Source organism: Weissella sp. ESL1156, assembly GCF_058505625.1.
Genome location: NZ_CP196372.1, coordinates 203,863 through 220,795, shown reverse-complemented (window position 1 = coordinate 220,795; position 16,933 = coordinate 203,863). Strand labels below are relative to the sequence as shown.

The window sequence follows — 16,933 nt, the reverse complement described above, 5'->3', positions numbered from 1 at the left end:
TATACACACTTTATTGTACAGTCACTGATTTTGCTAAATTACGTGGATGATCAACATCAAGTCCACGACCAAGTGATGTGTAATAAGCCAGTAACTGGCTTGGCACAACACTAACTAATGGCGTTAATAATTCATTGATATCAGGCAATACAAAATCATCTTCCGGTTTTGCAATGGCTTGCGTAACAATCGTATACGTTTTTGCACCACGGGCTTGTGTCTCTGCTAAATTACCACGAACTAAGCCAGCCAAGCGTGGTTGCGTCATTATTGCAATAACTGGTGTATTTTCTTCAATTAACGCTAACGTACCGTGTTTCAATTCACCAGCAGCAAAGCCTTCTGTATGCACATATGACACTTCTTTCAACTTTAATGCTGCTTCAATCACAACAGCAGAATCAACCCCACGACCAATATAAAAAGCATGGTGAGCAGGTACTAACATCTCTTCAGCAACTTGCTTTAATTGTTCCTTATTATCAACAATACCTTGAATTGCAATGGCAATTTTTGATAGTTCTTGTTCTAAATCAATCTCTAATTTGGTACGATCAGATAATGCATACGCCAAAATCGCTTGTAAGGCAGTTTGTGCAATATAAGCTTTTGTTGAAGCAACTGCAATTTCAGGACCAGCAAGCAATGGCAAAGCGTAGGTTGCTTCACGCCAGAGTGTTGATTTTTCAACATTAGTCAACGTCAATGACTTAAACCCTTGTGCATTAATGTTTTGTAGTACTTCGCGCGAGTCTGCCGTCTCACCTGATTGTGACAAGAAAATGAAAAATGGCTTATCTGATAATAAAGGTTGTTCGTAAGCAAATTCAGATGAAACATGTACTTCGGTTGGTATGCCAGCCCATTGCTCAAATAACCGTGCTCCGACCAAGCCAGCATGATAGGACGTTCCAGCAGCAACAATGTAAATTCGATCTGATGCAAGTATATCTTTAATAATACCTTCACCAATTTGTGGTTGCCCACCCTGTGGTAAATATTTTGAAATCAATTGACGAATAACAATTGGTTGCTCATCAATTTCCTTCAACATATAGAATGGATAAGTTCCTTTATCAGTTTCTGTTGCATCAATATCTAAATGGAAAGCTTCACGTGAAATCTCTCGACCGTCAGCATCGAATAATTGAATATGATCAGGATCAACAATAGCAATTTCACCATCGTGTAATTCAATGAAATCATGTGTCTGGTCCAACATAGCCACTGCATCAGAAGTCACCACATTAAAATCACTACCAACACCAATTAGGAGTGGTGACTTTTGTTTCGCAACATACATCCGTTCTGGTTCTTCACGATCCATTAACAAAAAGCCATAGGCAGAATTTTTATCCATCAACGAAATTAGCTTTTTTAATGCTGCAAGCGTTGTGGCGCCTGCCTTAACAAACTTATCAATCATTTGGACAGCAACTTCAGTATCAGTATCTGATTCAAAATGAACACCTGCTAAATATTGTTGCTTTAACTCAGCATAATTTTCGATAACGCCATTATGAACGAGATAAAAACGACCATCTGCTGACACGTGAGGATGTGCGTTGGCTACTGATGGTTCACCATGAGTTGCCCAACGTGTATGTGCAATACCTGCACTACCAGTAACATGTTTTGATGATACCAACTTTGCTAATTCTGAGACACGTCCGTTCTCTTTCACTAATTGATCTGTACCAGCTTTTTCATCAGCAACATACAAACCAGCGGAATCGTAGCCCCGATATTCTAATTTTTGTAACCCTTTTAACAAGATGGGGGCTGATTGGTAATTATTTCCAGTAAATCCAACGATTCCACAAAACATATCTGTTCTCCTTATACAACTCGATCATTTTTATAAATGGTATAGTATTATTTATTTGTTTTTTTAATTACAGAAACCATTATCACGCGTTAATATTTATTGGTCAATAAATATGAGCCATTTTTTTACGAATTTGGTATAAATTGGTATACTTTAAATTAGTGAAATCTCATAACATCAAATAACGATTATTTTCTAATAAAGAAATAGTTGGTACATCAGTCATTACAACCGGATGAAAAAAGTGTCAATCTATCAATTTGATTGATAGATTGACACCCTTAAACGTGGTCCAAAAGACTGAAACCCTTTGTCTCACTCTAAAAAATTTTAGTGACCTAAATGTGACCACAACGTTATAATCATCGCGAAATTAGTGAGCATTAGTATGCTGACAATCGTTATGGTGGCGCTCAATTTTCATGTTCTTATATGCACGAACAGCGCGATCAACTTTCTTATTCAACATATTCATTCCAAACATATGATTGCCTCCCTTTTTATTATTTTACTAATGTAAAGATATTCTTTACATTATTGTCATATTTATCCATTGCCTTATACTAACCCATTTACCTTAAGCCGTCAATAAACTAGACATTTACCTCACCATGTAAGTCATAATCTAGTCCGTCTTCTTCAACTGCTTCATCAACCCGCAATGGTGTTATCAAATTAACCACTTTTGCAATAACAAACGTAACGATAACAACCAGGACAATTGTTACCAAAATAGCTCCGATTTGTGTGCCAATCAACTGCCAGCTAACTGACTCACCCGCCAAAGGCTTTGAAGCAAAGAAACCAGTTAAGATACCACCAATCACACCACCAACACCATGGAGGCCAAATGCATCTAATGTATCATCGTATCCTAAACGATACTTAATAACAGTTGTTGCAAAATATGTGCCGACTGCAACGATGATTCCCATCAACATGGCACTCATTGGCTGTACAAATCCAGCACCAGGTGTGATAACCACTAAACCAGCGACCCCACCAGATATGGCTCCTGAAATACGAACACGTTTGAATAGTGAAAAATCAAGTAACACCCAAGTTAACATGGCAAAAGCTGCCGCAATATTTGTGTTTGTAAAGGCAACAATGGCAACCCCATCTGCTGCTAAAGCAGAACCAGCGTTGAACCCAAACCAACCAAACCACAAGAGACCGCCACCAATAACCGTTGCCAACAAATTATTACCACTTGAATCTTGCACAACTCGTCGCTTACCAATCATTAATGCCAAAACTAATCCTGAAACACCTGAGGAGATATGAACAACATCTCCACCAGCAAAATCAAGCGCACCATGCTGAGCAAGAATACCACCGCCCCAAATCATGTGTGCTAATGGCACATAAACTAATAACATCCATGCGACTAAAAATAAGATAAACGCTTTAAAGTTCATTCGACCAACAACTGACCCAGCAATAATAGCCATGGTAATCATTGGGAACATCCCTTGAAATAAAGCAAACAGGCCGTCGGAAATACCTAAGTTTCGTGTGCTCTCAGTCATTGAAACGTGATGTAAGAATGCAGCATCTAAGTTACCAATAATTGGCCCTGATCCACTAAATGCTAGTGAATAGCCAACTGTAAACCAGACAACACCACCAACCGCGATGGCAATCATGACCATTGCCAATGTATTTACTGTCGTGCGTGTTTCTGATAAACCACCATAAAATAATGCCAATCCTGGAACCATTAACCAAACTAAACCAGCACTAATCAAAACCCATGCAACATCTGCGCCGTTCATTCGAATCACCTGCTCTTTCTTTAAATAACTTAACATCAGTATAATCATGTGTGCCAAAAGAACGGTAAAATGTGTTAGAAATCCTAACATGGGGTGGTCTAGACTAATCAAAACCAAGCATATAAAAGACCTGTTTCCAAACATATCTTGAAAACAGGTCTTAGATAATTAATTTTAAATACAACAATTTTTATCATACTTCATTATGATAATACAATATGATACGCTTGTTTACTAAACAAGACTAATTTGTGGGTACCCCAATTGAACTCATGGTTGCTGTTGATATATTGCCACCATATAACGGTCCTGACTTAGCTGCTTTCAAACCAAGTGATTTACGTAAGACATTTGTCGCACGCTGTTGTTCATCACTAGTCACAACCTCAGTTGATCCAGATGATAGACTGTAACCTTGTCCTTGGATATGATCATTTTCCACATGACCAGCAGCTTTCGCATACTTGCGAACGATTGAAATCATATCACCATATGATAAATCAGTCTGTGTTGAATCTGAAATTGAATTTAAGAAACCAGAATTCAATAACTTTGTTGGATTATCCTTAGCAGCTTGAATAATCCCTTGCAACACTAAACGTTGTCGTGTTTGACGACCGTAATCACCCTGAGGATCATCATAACGCATCCGCGAAAATGCTAAAGCGGCCTTACCAGTCATTTCTGTATAAGTCTTGCCATTATGCGTATAGGTGCTTGAACCCTTCGTAAAGTTATATAGATTATTACCAGTTGCGTGAGCAGTATTTGGATTAAAACTAAAGGTCAATGGTGATGTTACTTTGATACCACCAATTTTATTAACAACCTTCTCCATACCACCCATATTAACGAGTGCATAATAGTCAATTGGCACATTTAACCACTTTTGAACTGTCTTAATCGTTGTTGCTGATGAACCGTATGAATATGCCGCATTAATCTTTTGTGGGAAAGTATCTTCATAGCCCACAATTGCAATCAACGTATCACGTGGAATTGACATAATCGTCGTTTTATTTGTTTTCGGATTAATTGTCACTAACATCATCGAATCCGTCCGACCTTTGTAATGACGATTTAATTCACCCGTATCAGTACCCAATAGTAGGATTGAAATTGGCTTACCAGAACTAATGACCTTAGAAACATCACGTGACTTTTTCATCGTTGGTGCAACATAAGACTTATCAATCGCACCTTTTGTTTGCATATAAGCAAATCCAAACAAGCCCGCTACTGCTAAAATAATGACTAATAAGATACTCAAAATAATATTGCGTACCTTATGAGACTTTTTTTTATTTTTTTTATTATCACGATTTGATCGTGATAACTTTTGCTCGTTATCCATGAGCCATCCTCCCTGTACATCAGGTTATTATCTAAAAAACGATACCGTACTACTCCTAAAAATAGATGTCCTTAATAGAATATATACCATCCTTAAATATTATACACAAATAAAGTACTAAATTATTAATGAAATGATTAAGATATAAAAAAGAATTGAGCACGTCATGTCCTCAATTCTTTTTAAAAATAAATCATTAACTTAAATTGTTAATAACTCTTTTTCTTTTTCAGCTGCAATGCTGTCAACATTCTTAATCGCAGCATCTGTTGCTTTTTGAATGTCATCTTCGATACTATGCACTTCATCTTCTGATAAATCGTTGTTCTTCAAAGCTTTTTTAGCATCATCCATTGCATCCCGACGGACGTTACGAACAGCCACTTTCGCTTTTTCTGATTCAGCCTTAACTTCTTTTGCTAATGACTGACGACTTTCTTCTGTCAAAGCTGGGATTACCAAACGAATAACTGAACCATCATTAGCCGGTGTTAATCCTAAGTCAGATGCAAAAATAGCTTGCTCAATACCCTTTAATGCTGTTTTATCAAATGGTGTAATTAACAAAACACGTGCTTCAGGTACTGTAACCGATGCTAATTGATTTAATGGTGTGTCTGCACCATAATATTCTACCGTAATATTACGAAGAATTGATGGATTAGCGACACCCGCACGGATATTACCTAATTCACGACGTAATGCGTCACCAGCCTTACTCATACGCGTTTTTGCTGATTCAATAATTGCATTAGCCATAATACTAATCTACCTCCACAGTTGTGCCAATATTTTCACCAAGGACAACTCGCTTAATATTACCAGATGTATTCATATTAAAAATCACTAAATTAATATTGTTATCCATTGATAATGTTGATGCAGTTGAATCCATAACCTTTAGGCCCTTAGCGATAATATCTTTATGGGTTAACTTTTCAAACATTGTTGCGCTTGGATTCTTACGAGGATCATCACTGTAAACACCATCAACACCATTTTTGGCCATTAAAATTGCTTCAGCATTAATCTCAGCTGCACGCAAAGCTGCAGTTGTATCCGTTGAAAAATATGGTGAACCTGTACCAGCGCCAAAAATAACGACCCGTCCCTTTTCCAAGTGACGAACAGCTTTACGGCGAACATATGGTTCTGCGACTTGGCGCATTTCAATAGCAGTTTGTACACGTGTTGGTACTTCGTGTGATTCAAGTGCATCTTGCAATGCTAAAGCATTCATGGTTGTTCCTAACATACCAACGTAGTCAGCTTGGGCACGTTCCATACCTAATTTCGCACCAGCTTCACCACGCCATAAATTACCACCGCCAACGACGATTGCAATTTCAACACCTAGTTCATAAACTTCTTTGATTTCCGCTGCGATATTGTTAACCGTTTCTGGATCAATACCATAACCACGTTCACCAGACAAAGCCTCACCTGATAACTTTAACAATACTCGTTTGTACTTTACATCTGCCATCATTCAATCGCCTCGGTCTCTATTCACCCATTTGAGCTGCAACTTCAGCAGCAAAGTCATTTGCCTTCTTTTCAATTCCTTCACCAACTTCATAGCGAACAAACGAAACGACCTTACTGTTTTTGCTTGCAACATACTTGGCAACAGTTTCTTTACCATCACCCTTAACAAATGGTTGGTCAACCAATGCAATTTCTGCCAAGAACTTGTGCAAACGACCTTCAACCATCTTTTCTTTGATGTTATCAGGCTTACCTGCCAAATCTTCTGACTTCATTTGCACGGTCTTTTCATGGTCTAATACATCAGCTGGCACTTCTTCAGCAGAAACATACTTTGGCGCAATTGCTGCAACGTGCATCGCAACATCTTTAGCCACTTGCTCATCTGAGCCATCCAACAATACAAGTGATGAAATACGACCACCCATATGTGAATAAGTACCAAATACTTGACCTGCTGCTTTTTCAACAACTGCGAAACGACGTAATGTAATCTTTTCACCAGTGATTTGTGTTGTGTGAATGATCATATCATTTAATGTCTGATCTTCAGCAACTTGTAGTGCCAAAGCATCAGCAACATTTGCTGGTGCATATTCAACGATTGCGTTAGACACAGCGTGTAGCAATTCATTAAATTCTGCGTTACCAGCAACGAAGTCAGTTTGTGAGTTCAATTCGATGATAGCTGCTTTGTTATCCTTTGAAACAACGTAAGTCATACCTTCAGCAGCAACAGCATCAGCCTTCTTAGCAGCCTTTGCCATTCCCTTTTCACGCAAAGCATCGATTGCTTTGTCCATATCACCATCAGTTTGAACCAATGCCTTCTTGGCATCCATCATACCAACGCCAGTCTTTTCACGTAATTCTTTAACTTGTGAAGCAGTAATAGCCATTTTATGGTCTCCTTGTATATGCTAAATCTTATCTCAACTAGTATACACGAAAATATAACGATTTTCTATACACACGTTAGATATCTAATACTCATTTTACATGAGTTTTGCGTAGAGCGCAAAAAAAGCTTGTTCTCAACAAAGAACAAGCTTTTTTGCTATCAAATTAAAAGATAATTAGTTCTTCTTACCTTCAACAAGATCAGTCAATTCTTCGATTGAAGCAGGCTTGTCACCTTCAGCTGCGAAATCAGCTTCTTCAACAGAATCTTCACCTTGGTTACCTTCAATAATAGCATCTGCCATCTTTGAAGTAATCAAACGTACCGCACGGATAGCGTCATCATTTGAAGGAATCTTAACATCAATTTGATCAGGATCAGCATTTGTATCGACCATTGCAACAATTGGAATGTTTAACTTATGTGCTTCTTGCACTGCTAATTGTTCCTTATGTGGATCAACGATAAACATCAAATCAGGAATCTTAGGCATATCAGCGATACCACCCAAGAACTTGTCCAACTTCTCACGTTGCTTAATTAACAAAGAAACTTCCTTCTTAGGCAAACGATCAAAAGTACCGTCTTCTTCCATTGCACGCAATTCCTTTAGACGAGCAATACGTAATTGGATTGTCTTCCAGTTAGTCAAAGTACCACCCAACCAACGGTGGTTAACGTAGTACATATTTGCACGAGTTGCTTCTTCAGCAATTGAGTCTTGTGCTTGCTTCTTAGTACCAACAAACAAAACCGTTGCGCCATCAGCTGCTGCATCACGTACATAGTTATATGCTTGATCAACCAACTTAACTGTCTTTTGCAAATCGATAATGTAAATGCCGTTACGTTCAGTAAAGATGTAATCTGACATCTTTGGATTCCAACGACGTGTTTGGTGTCCAAAATGTACACCAGCTTCAAGTAATTGCTTCATTGAGATTACTGCCATGAGTATCTGCCTCCAAATGTTTTTTCCACCTAGACTCGCATGTAGCCTGGCGACCCGATAAAGGGGCACCCGTCAAACTATTGAGTACTAGTGAGTATTTTGGTATAAAACCAATAACTAATTTTACGCACTTCTTCTGTACCTGTCAATAGTTATTACTTCGTTAAAAACTCTTTGACTTGGTGATGACGCAAAAATTGTTCTTTTTGTGGTCGTGTTAACTGCTTAAACATTGCTTCAGCATGTAAGGCATCATGTTTTGTAGGAAAAGCTTCAGCGTAAATAACTCGTAATGGATGACGCTTCGCTGGACGAGTAAATTTCGCTCCTTTTCCTGCTTCATGCACTGCAAAGCGTTTCCCAACATCATCCGTAAACCCACAATAAAGCATATTATCAGCCGTTAACAACACATACATATAATATGGCTTATTCATGTTGATTTCTACCTTCGTAAATTGACAAAACGGCATCCGTATAGGTGTCATCATCATTGTGAGTCACAATTGGTGGTAAAATTTTGGCACCAGTTAACTGACCATCCTTGATAGCATCGATGAGCAAAATATTCGCAGTTTCCCCTGCCTTTGGATAAACAAATTGTATTCGTTTCGGTGCAAGATGATTTTTTTGTAAAGCGTCTAAAATCTCAAATAAGCGATCTGGTCGATGAACCATAAAGAAGTGCGCCTTATTTTTTAATAGTTTCTTGGCTGTATAGGTGACTAAATCTAAATCTGCCATAATTTCATGACGAGCAATGGCAAAATGTTTATTTTCGTGCATAATTGTCTGATCATTATCAACTGTAAAATATGGTGGATTAGACACGACCATATCAGCCGTACCTGGTTTAATGTCATTAAAAATATCACGCATATCTGCATTCATGATATGAATTTTTCCCGTCAAATCATTCATCATAACTGATCGTTGCGCCATATCGGCTAAACGTTTTTGAATTTCAACACCTATAATTTTCCCAGCAACTTTATGTGCCATAAATAGTGATACAGCCCCATTACCAGCGCCTAAATCAACAGTCAACCCTCGACCGCCTTTACGCGGTATTGCAAAATTTGCCAGTAAAACTGCATCTAGTGAAAATGAAAAAACATCCTTACTTTGAATAATATGAACGTCGTCATTATATAACATATCAATGCGTTCATCTGGTAATAAATTAACTTCCATAAAATTGATCTCCTGAAATCATCCTCGTTTGCCAAAAACGCCATGTATGTGGGATAATAAGACGTTATTATTAGGGAGGATGAACAAACATGTTCTATTCATTCATACGTTATGTCGCTGTAGGTATTGTCTGGCTAATAAATGGTCGGTATCGAATATTAGGGACAAACAAATTACCACAAGGCAACTTCATTTTAGTTGCCCCACACCGTACTTGGTGGGAGCCTATCTTCTTTGCATTAGCTGGTTGGCCTCATAAATTTAGCTTTATGGCTAAAAAAGAACTTTTCAAGAATCCTATTTTACGCTGGATTTTGATCCATGCCAATGCTTTTTCAGTTGATCGTGCGCATCCAGGGCCATCGGCTATTAAAACACCTGTTAGAAATTTAAAAAAGACACCATTAAGTCTGATTATGTTTCCCTCTGGTAGTCGGCATTCCGAAGAAATGAAAGGTGGCGCATTAATGATTGCAAAATTATCTGGTGCACCATTAGTACCAATTGTTTATCAAGGTCCTGTCAAGTTCTCTGGATTATTCAAACGCCACAACGTTACAATGGCTTTTGGTGACCCAATTTATATTGACAAACGTATCAAACTAAATGAGGCAAATACTGCTGAATTTGGCGATACGCTACAAACAGCTTTTGATAAACTTGACGACGAAATCGATCCTAATTGGGTTTACGTCGATCCACATCCTAAGACTAAAGATTAAGACAATAAATAATGTCGCATGATGAAACAGGCTATTAATAAATAACCTGTTTTTTTGTCGAAAAAAAAAGACTGAGCAATAATAACTCAACCTCTTTAACCACTATTTCTTCTTTGAAGAAGTTTGTGCTTGATTCTTCATTTGTGCCATCATTTGGTTCAAACGCTTTTGTGAAGGCTTTTGTCCCATCGATGACATCATAGATTTCATCATTTCTTCTGAAATAGGGGGATTATTCTTAATGTACGTCTCCATAGAACGACGTGCAATGAAGAAACCAGCAATAGCACCAACTATTGCGGCAATAACGACAATGACAATCCAAATAGTTGTACTCATTTTATTACTCCAAAAATATATTCAAGTATCATTATAGCGAACTATCCGGCATTTGACTAGCGAACTGAACCACTAATTATCTCGTAATCCTTTTTCTTGTTGAATTTTCTTCACTTTTTCTGGCGTGACCTCTTTTCCATTTTCATCATAAACTTGTAACATTTCAACTTGTGAACGGAATGATTTTCTAAAATTATCTAAAAATTCTGCACGTAAATCTGCACGTTCTGCAATTTCGTCTTTAGTCAAACCTTCTGGCGATTTTGCTTTTGCTGCCAATTCGTTAATTCGTGAACGAACAGCCATTATATGATCGGTTTCAGTCATATCATTTCCACCTTTTCTGAATTGAATGTATCTATTTTATCATATTTTAGCTAATAATCATGCCATTAGCTTACCTAACATATCTCTCTGTTTTATCGTACAATAGACTAGTACTAAAGGAGATTTGACAATGACTCAAAAATCTACAAAGCAATTTGAAATTTTACAGTATATTAATGATGTACAAAAAAAGCGGGGATATCCACCTACTATTCGTGAAATTGGTGCTGGCGTTGACTTAGCTTCTTCGTCAACAGTACACGGTCATTTAATACGCTTACAAAAAAGGGGCTTTATTGATAAAACTGCAGAAAAAACGCGTGCTATTAAAGTTACCAATGCTGGTCTCGCTTTTTTACGACATCATACTAACATCAACGCTGCTGATTCATTAATAACTGAAAAACCGCTTTTACTGCAAAATTTAATACCTACTCATGAACCTGACGTGTTTGTCTTAAGACATCATGGCAACACGATGATTAACATTGGGATACTAAATCATGATTATTTAATTGTTAAAAAGCAAACAACTGCAACAGACGGTGATATTATTGTGGTTCAAATGAACGATGATAATGACTCTCATCAACGTGTTTATCGCTATTTTAAAGAAAATGACCATTTCCGATTACAACCAGAAAACAACAATCTAAAGTCTGTTATAACAACAAATATCCAAATAATAGGTCGTGTCATTGGACTCTATCGCAATAACATCAAATAAAAAGTAAGTGAAACAAAAGCCGTTATGAAGCCGATTGTGATACCGAAATTTTATTCTTTTGAAACACGCTTAAGGACGTCAATCTACCAATCAAATTGATAGATTGACGTCCTTTTCAGCTGGTCATAACAACTGTTGTCCAAACTTTTTTCTATAAAATTAATGTCACTCTAAGCAACAATTAAATGAAAAGATAACCAATGCTTCAGTCATTTATCATCACTATTTGGCTTTGCTATCAGTATTTTAAGCGTGTTGAACAAAGTGTTTAAAATTAATTATTCTTTCGATTCACAAAATAATCTTTTTCTTGCTGTTCCCAATAGACTTTATCTTCAGCGGTTATCTCACGCATAACTTTTGCCGGATTGCCAACAGCAACTGAATTGGCTGGGATATCTTTCACAACGACGGCGCCCCCACCAATCACTGAATTATCACCAATGGTTACACCAGGACCAATAAAAACATTAGCGCCAATCCAAACATTGTTGCCAATCGTTATGGGCTTTCCAAATTCTAATCCACGAGTACGCACACCTGCATCAATCGGATGTCCGGCTGTAATGATACTAACTCGTGGGCCAATCATAACATGATCCCCAATATGTACTTCACAGGTATCTAAAATTGTCAACCCAGTATTACCATAAAATGATTCACCAACATAGATATTTTTACCATAATCAATATACACACTTGGCTCAATATAACTATTAGCACCCACGCTTCCCAACATGTCTTCTAACAAGCCTTGAACCTGTTTCTCTTCTTCATGCGCCATCTGATTGTACAATGCGGCGCGTCTTTTCCCCGCTTTACGCAATGCAGCTAATTCCTTATCAGCCGAATTATATAGCTTAGCTGATAACATTATTTCACGTTCAGTTTTCATTAAATCCCCCCTCTAAACATATCAATATTAGCCATTTTAACATAAAAATTTACTACATGACCAATTGTTAAACCTTAAATGACATGTTAAGATGACAACTAGTTGAGTTTATTTAAGGAAGGTAATAACATGACAGTCGCTAAACGTAATCTTTTGTTCGATATCGCTCGTGCAATTGCAATTTATCTTGTCATTATTGGTCATTCAATGACAGGACTTTGGGGAACTTGGCAATCCAATCTAATATTTGCTGCTAACTTACCTATATTTTTTGTTATTTCAGGATATTTCTATCATCCTAAAAAAATTAAAGATGTTATTAAAACAGGTACGAATACATTATTAACACCATTTTTTATAATTATTATTTTTTATACAATTTTACGAGCCATTATTAGTCTCTTGGTTAAACACAAACATTATTTAAACTTCCAAACTTTAATGCCAATTATTTATGGTAATGGCGCAACCGCTCATTCCCCTTTTGGTTTTGCGTTAACTGCTCATGTTGGCGCCATTTGGTTTTTATTGACCATGTTTATTGCTAATATTATTTTTTACTTGTTAATGACTGTCAATAAAGAATATCTACGATTCATTATCGTTAGTTTGTTATTCTTATTAGGTTGTTTATTGGCAAATTTTGGTTATTTCCCATGGTCTTTACAAACTGCCCTTGAAGTTCAAATATATTATTTATTTGGCCATTGGTTATCAATAATTACCAAGCATTGGTCCGAAAACACAATTTTTTCAAATCCACTTATTTTTATCGTTGGTGCCGCTTTATGGTTGATTAGTTCTTTTAGCGGTACATATGAATTAAATCGTGGCTTAGCTGATAATATGTTAGCTGCTGTCTTAGGTGGCTTTGGTAGTTCAATTGTCATTCTAAGTATTGCGTTATTAATTGAGAAACACTGGACACACTTGGCTAAGATTCTTAGTTATGTTGGGCGATATTCTTTAGTTATTTTAGGAGTTCACTCAGTGGATATTAGCTTATTAGATGCAGAATTAATGCACTTTTTACAAGCGCATGACTGGTTTATCACATATAGTTTGCTTATTTATTTAGGTTTAATGTTTGCACGAATTATTTATACAACCGTCTTCTCATGGCTTATCCTGAAAGTGCCATTTATTTATCGTTTATTAGTCGATCGTTACTTCCCACTTAAAATCAAACAGGTCCCAACAAAATAATGTTTCAATATAGCAATCAAAAAGGGTCTATGAATCTGAAAATATCAGATTCATAGACCCTTTTCATTTCATGACATGACTCTTATTGTTTCGTAAACTTTTCTGATAAATAATGTTTACCTGAACTTAGATCATACTGGACCAACTTAAAATCATGTAATAATTTTTTCTGCTTATTCGTTAAGTCTTTCGTTTTTAACTCATGCCCTTTATTATTAATAAATGTTCCCCATGTATAATTTGCAAATGCTGGTAATTCTTCTGTCACTTTTGTCTGTAATGCAAAAAATGGTGTCAATTTACTATTGGTTGCTTCTAATGCTAATGCAGGAAAATCACTTGGTGAAGCATAAGCACGATTCTTCAAATCTGTACTGAGGCCACTCTTTTCCCGGGCTGCTTTATTTTGATAAATAAAATAATCAGTTTCGTGCGATCGCTTGAGTTGCTTATCTTGATCAACGAATGTAAATACACCTGGCCAATGATCACCGTAAAAAATCAATGTTACTGGACGTGACATATTTTCTAATTGATTGATCAAATCTTTTGTTGCAACATCAGTATAGTGAACACCTGTAATGTAACTTTTAACCGCTTCCTTTGTGCTCTTTGAAACTGCTGGTTCTAGAACTTTATATTGACTATTTGGATATTGATCTGCTGAATAAGGCATATGATTCTGCATTGTCATTAATTGTAAGAACTGTGATTTCGTACCATCAGCTGTTGCAATTTTATTTTCCAAATATTTGTATGAATATTTATCAGCGGGATAATTACTATCAGAACCAACACTCTTCAAATATTTTTCTGGATATTTATATTGTTTACCATCCGTTGTATAGAATTTTTGAATGCCAATTTTGTTATACGCATCACGTCGATTGTAAAATGTCCCAACATAAGGATGAATAACTTCACGTTGTTGGAATAGATTAGTAATTGTTGGTACTTCATTTGCAGCTGGCACTAACTGTGTATATGGCACAACCATTTCTGGTGCGTAAGTCGCTAATGGAAAACCAGCCAACGTCATGTATTCGATATTGGCAGTCCCACCACCATAACCTGATGATAACATCTTACCAGAAAATACTGACTTCTTTTGAATTTGTTTGATATTTTTAAAAACATCAGTACCTTTATACTTCAATCCAGGTACATTATCGGGGTCTGTTAAAGACTCACTTAATATGTAAGCTACCGTTTGTCCTTTTAAATTATCTTGTCTTGTTTTATTTAATGAATTTGCATACTTTGTATACTTTTTTTGCAAAGACACCATCGACTTTTGCGAATAACCAGCCGGTTGACGCATAATGACACTCGATATATTCGAGACAAATGTCATCACTGGTCCATTTAGCATAGCATCTTCACCAGTATTAAAACTCTGCCATTCATAGTTAAAATGATTCAAAATAGCTCTATTTTGATCCGCATTGGCAACAAAAGGCGTTGCTAAGATGATAAATAAGACAACCAATACACCAATACGAGTCCCTGTTTGTTGCACCATCATCCGTACAATTGAATCTGCAAATCGTCCAGCCCTTTTCCGTCGAACCCAAAATTCTAGTAGTATTGCGCCAACAAAAAGCACAATAATGCCACCAATTGCAAACATCATCAAATTTTTATCAACCATTTGCGTTAAACCACCAACAGCTGTTACTTCAGACATATCACTAAATAAAATGGGTTCATTTCTTGATTTCATTTTCATATATTCAGCAACAAATATAATAATAGAAATTGTCAAATAGATGGCTGTCCCAATAAATAAATGATTAACCAATACGACAATAAAAATAAAAACAATTAAGCAAGCAATAATTGTAAAAATGGCTTGTTGACGCGTTAAAAAATGAATCGATGTTTCAATCGCTTGCCCGAGGTCAAGTGTTTGATCAAAACGTCCCCAAACTTGATAATACATAGCAAATTGCAAAGCAACCGTGGTACAAACGCTCAAAACAAGACCAATAATTAACAATTTCATCCAATTATTAAGATTTGGACTCACCAATTTATGTCTAGTTAGAAGATTCTTCATTCAATGCACCCTTTTTACCTTCAATAAACTTCAATAATTTGACTACCAACAACTTGCCAATGACTACCAAAATTAACGTTATTAACCAACTTAACGCAAAATTAATTACCCCTGTTGGTAAAACTTTATCAACATAATTATTAATAGGCGTAACTGTATTAATAAAAATGTAGACAACAACATTAACGATTGAATAACTACCAATTGTTAAAAACAAGGGTGCTAATTTGTCATAATTAGCAACGCTCCGTGCCACAGTAATTAAACCCAATAAGCTGATTAATCCAGTTAACGTTCCTAAAATCCAAAATGGTGTGTAAGCAACCGCCATATCTAACCCTGTCGATGCAGACATGACCAAATTTATCATTAATGATGCCATAATAGTCGTTAATCCACCGGACCATTCACGTAATTTTCGATAATGAAAACCTACAAATACATATGGCAAGGCAACGAAAGCTTCTTCAAATGCCCAGGGTATCTGAATGAAAGTTGCCAAATAAAAACCAATGCCTGTTAATATCGTAATGACAAAAATAATTAATGATGTCCTTCTTACTCTTGAAAGAAACAACATCAATATTGTACTAACAAATAACGCCATTAATAGCCATAATAAACCAATACCAGTATCCAAAAAGCCAAAAATTGTCGTCACTGGAACGCCATTACCATATAATAACGTTTTTAATCCTGCACTCATCGATCCAAATGGTGCGTTGAGCCACTTTGTTAACGACAATATTTGAATAATTTTGTTCAGAATAATGACTAAGATACCCAGCATAAAATATGGTACCAAATATTGTTTAACAGCCAACTTAATCCCTTGTTTTAAGTTAATCTTTTCATCAATGGCGTATCCACAAAGAAAAAAGATTGTTGGCCACGTTAACCATGTAAAAAAATGGTATAAAAAACTATGATCTTGTGGATTAATTATTTGAATAAAAATCAACATAATCATTGCAAAACTAGCTAATATGTACGTTGTTCTACTTTTTACATTCATCATCGTTTCAGATGCTCCTATGTATAATTTTGAGCTACTTTATTATATATCTCTATATGTAATAAAAAAGGATCGGATATTTACTAGCCCGACCCTATCATTTATATTCAATTATAAATTAAATTTTCAAAATAAAGCTTAAAAAAAT

The 16,933-nt window shown here is 36.2% G+C and carries 17 protein-coding genes; 3 read left to right on the top strand and 14 right to left on the bottom strand.

Annotation, left to right across the window (positions count from 1 at the left end; genetic code table 11):
* Positions 1–10: 10 nt before the first annotated feature.
* The 9 genes from glmS to ACSKY2_RS01090 form a co-directional block, all read right to left on the bottom strand.
* Positions 11–1,828, bottom strand: a complete 1,818-nt coding sequence (glmS, locus tag ACSKY2_RS01130) for a glutamine--fructose-6-phosphate transaminase (isomerizing) (protein ID WP_489877795.1) — start codon at positions 1,826–1,828, stop codon at positions 11–13.
* A gap of 593 nt (positions 1,829–2,421) precedes the next feature.
* Positions 2,422–3,606, bottom strand: coding sequence for an ammonium transporter (locus ACSKY2_RS01125; protein WP_489878213.1), 1,185 nt, complete (start codon positions 3,604–3,606; stop codon positions 2,422–2,424).
* 244 nt (positions 3,607–3,850) lie between these two features.
* A complete protein-coding gene (locus ACSKY2_RS01120; protein WP_489877794.1) occupies positions 3,851–4,960 on the bottom strand; it encodes an LCP family protein in 1,110 nt (369 codons plus the stop codon).
* 201 nt (positions 4,961–5,161) lie between these two features.
* Complete coding sequence (gene frr / locus ACSKY2_RS01115) at positions 5,162–5,719, bottom strand: ribosome recycling factor (protein ID WP_489877793.1); 558 nt, start codon at positions 5,717–5,719, stop codon at positions 5,162–5,164.
* Between the two features lie 4 nt (positions 5,720–5,723).
* Positions 5,724–6,446 (bottom strand): UMP kinase, encoded by a 723-nt coding sequence (gene pyrH / locus ACSKY2_RS01110; RefSeq protein ID WP_489840593.1) that lies wholly within the window; start codon positions 6,444–6,446, stop codon positions 5,724–5,726.
* 19 nt (positions 6,447–6,465) lie between these two features.
* Positions 6,466–7,347, bottom strand: coding sequence for a translation elongation factor Ts (gene tsf / locus ACSKY2_RS01105; protein ID WP_489877792.1), 882 nt, complete (start codon positions 7,345–7,347; stop codon positions 6,466–6,468).
* 177 nt (positions 7,348–7,524) lie between these two features.
* On the bottom strand, positions 7,525–8,301 hold the full coding sequence (gene rpsB, locus ACSKY2_RS01100) for a 30S ribosomal protein S2 (RefSeq protein WP_489839742.1): 777 nt from the start codon (positions 8,299–8,301) through the stop codon (positions 7,525–7,527).
* Between the two features lie 155 nt (positions 8,302–8,456).
* A complete protein-coding gene (locus ACSKY2_RS01095; protein WP_489839743.1) occupies positions 8,457–8,738 on the bottom strand; it encodes a GIY-YIG nuclease family protein in 282 nt (93 codons plus the stop codon).
* The gene (locus tag ACSKY2_RS01090; RefSeq protein WP_489877791.1) at positions 8,731–9,495 is read right to left on the bottom strand and encodes a tRNA1(Val) (adenine(37)-N6)-methyltransferase; all 765 of its coding nucleotides are present in this window, start codon (positions 9,493–9,495) and stop codon (positions 8,731–8,733) included. Before ACSKY2_RS01090 ends, ACSKY2_RS01095 begins: the two co-directional genes overlap by 8 nt.
* Positions 9,496–9,584: 89 nt before the next feature.
* Here ACSKY2_RS01090 and ACSKY2_RS01085 point away from each other — a divergent pair, with 89 nt between their 5' ends.
* Positions 9,585–10,217: a lysophospholipid acyltransferase family protein gene (locus tag ACSKY2_RS01085; RefSeq protein ID WP_489877790.1), complete on the top strand. Its 633-nt coding sequence runs from the start codon at positions 9,585–9,587 to the stop codon at positions 10,215–10,217.
* Between the two features lie 102 nt (positions 10,218–10,319).
* Here ACSKY2_RS01085 and ACSKY2_RS01080 read toward each other — a convergent pair whose 3' ends face one another.
* Both ACSKY2_RS01080 and ACSKY2_RS01075 read right to left on the bottom strand, forming a co-directional pair.
* The gene (locus ACSKY2_RS01080) at positions 10,320–10,556 is read right to left on the bottom strand and encodes a YneF family protein (protein ID WP_489839746.1); all 237 of its coding nucleotides are present in this window, start codon (positions 10,554–10,556) and stop codon (positions 10,320–10,322) included.
* Between the two features lie 72 nt (positions 10,557–10,628).
* On the bottom strand, positions 10,629–10,883 hold the full coding sequence (locus tag ACSKY2_RS01075) for a DUF896 domain-containing protein (RefSeq protein WP_489839747.1): 255 nt from the start codon (positions 10,881–10,883) through the stop codon (positions 10,629–10,631).
* Between the two features lie 130 nt (positions 10,884–11,013).
* Here ACSKY2_RS01075 and lexA point away from each other — a divergent pair, with 130 nt between their 5' ends.
* Positions 11,014–11,610 (top strand): transcriptional repressor LexA, encoded by a 597-nt coding sequence (lexA, locus tag ACSKY2_RS01070; RefSeq protein WP_489877789.1) that lies wholly within the window; start codon positions 11,014–11,016, stop codon positions 11,608–11,610.
* 274 nt (positions 11,611–11,884) lie between these two features.
* On the opposite strand, the gene ACSKY2_RS01065 is transcribed toward lexA, so the two are convergent.
* Positions 11,885–12,505, bottom strand: a complete 621-nt coding sequence (locus ACSKY2_RS01065) for a sugar O-acetyltransferase (protein ID WP_489877788.1) — start codon at positions 12,503–12,505, stop codon at positions 11,885–11,887.
* Between the two features lie 129 nt (positions 12,506–12,634).
* Between ACSKY2_RS01065 and ACSKY2_RS01060 the strand changes: the two genes are divergently transcribed.
* Positions 12,635–13,711, top strand: coding sequence for an acyltransferase family protein (locus ACSKY2_RS01060; RefSeq protein ID WP_489877787.1), 1,077 nt, complete (start codon positions 12,635–12,637; stop codon positions 13,709–13,711).
* An 82-nt stretch (positions 13,712–13,793) separates the two neighbouring features.
* On the opposite strand, the gene ACSKY2_RS01055 is transcribed toward ACSKY2_RS01060, so the two are convergent.
* The gene (locus ACSKY2_RS01055; protein WP_489877786.1) at positions 13,794–15,770 is read right to left on the bottom strand and encodes an LTA synthase family protein; all 1,977 of its coding nucleotides are present in this window, start codon (positions 15,768–15,770) and stop codon (positions 13,794–13,796) included.
* Positions 15,751–16,788: a hypothetical protein gene (locus tag ACSKY2_RS01050; protein WP_489877785.1), complete on the bottom strand. Its 1,038-nt coding sequence runs from the start codon at positions 16,786–16,788 to the stop codon at positions 15,751–15,753. Before ACSKY2_RS01050 ends, ACSKY2_RS01055 begins: the two co-directional genes overlap by 20 nt.
* Positions 16,789–16,933 lie beyond the last annotated feature (145 nt).

Excerpts from the sequence above, each read along its gene's own strand:
- tsf (WP_489877792.1), bottom strand. The coding sequence starts at position 7,347 with ATGGCTATTACTGCTTCACAAGTTAAAGAATTACGTGAAAAGACTGGC.
- ACSKY2_RS01065 (WP_489877788.1), bottom strand. The coding sequence starts at position 12,505 with ATGAAAACTGAACGTGAAATAATGTTATCAGCTAAGCTATATAATTCG.
- rpsB (WP_489839742.1), bottom strand. The coding sequence starts at position 8,301 with ATGGCAGTAATCTCAATGAAGCAATTACTTGAAGCTGGTGTACATTTT.
- frr (WP_489877793.1), bottom strand. The coding sequence starts at position 5,719 with ATGGCTAATGCAATTATTGAATCAGCAAAAACGCGTATGAGTAAGGCT.
- lexA (WP_489877789.1), top strand. The coding sequence starts at position 11,014 with ATGACTCAAAAATCTACAAAGCAATTTGAAATTTTACAGTATATTAAT.
- ACSKY2_RS01075 (WP_489839747.1), bottom strand. The coding sequence starts at position 10,883 with ATGACTGAAACCGATCATATAATGGCTGTTCGTTCACGAATTAACGAA.
- ACSKY2_RS01120 (WP_489877794.1), bottom strand. The coding sequence starts at position 4,960 with ATGGATAACGAGCAAAAGTTATCACGATCAAATCGTGATAATAAAAAA.
- ACSKY2_RS01095 (WP_489839743.1), bottom strand. The coding sequence starts at position 8,738 with ATGAATAAGCCATATTATATGTATGTGTTGTTAACGGCTGATAATATG.
- ACSKY2_RS01090 (WP_489877791.1), bottom strand. The coding sequence starts at position 9,495 with ATGGAAGTTAATTTATTACCAGATGAACGCATTGATATGTTATATAAT.
- ACSKY2_RS01125 (WP_489878213.1), bottom strand. The coding sequence starts at position 3,606 with ATGAACGGCGCAGATGTTGCATGGGTTTTGATTAGTGCTGGTTTAGTT.
- ACSKY2_RS01060 (WP_489877787.1), top strand. The coding sequence starts at position 12,635 with ATGACAGTCGCTAAACGTAATCTTTTGTTCGATATCGCTCGTGCAATT.
- ACSKY2_RS01085 (WP_489877790.1), top strand. The coding sequence starts at position 9,585 with ATGTTCTATTCATTCATACGTTATGTCGCTGTAGGTATTGTCTGGCTA.
- ACSKY2_RS01050 (WP_489877785.1), bottom strand. The coding sequence starts at position 16,788 with ATGATGAATGTAAAAAGTAGAACAACGTACATATTAGCTAGTTTTGCA.
- pyrH (WP_489840593.1), bottom strand. The coding sequence starts at position 6,446 with ATGGCAGATGTAAAGTACAAACGAGTATTGTTAAAGTTATCAGGTGAG.
- ACSKY2_RS01080 (WP_489839746.1), bottom strand. The coding sequence starts at position 10,556 with ATGAGTACAACTATTTGGATTGTCATTGTCGTTATTGCCGCAATAGTT.
- ACSKY2_RS01055 (WP_489877786.1), bottom strand. The coding sequence starts at position 15,770 with ATGAAGAATCTTCTAACTAGACATAAATTGGTGAGTCCAAATCTTAAT.
- glmS (WP_489877795.1), bottom strand. The coding sequence starts at position 1,828 with ATGTTTTGTGGAATCGTTGGATTTACTGGAAATAATTACCAATCAGCC.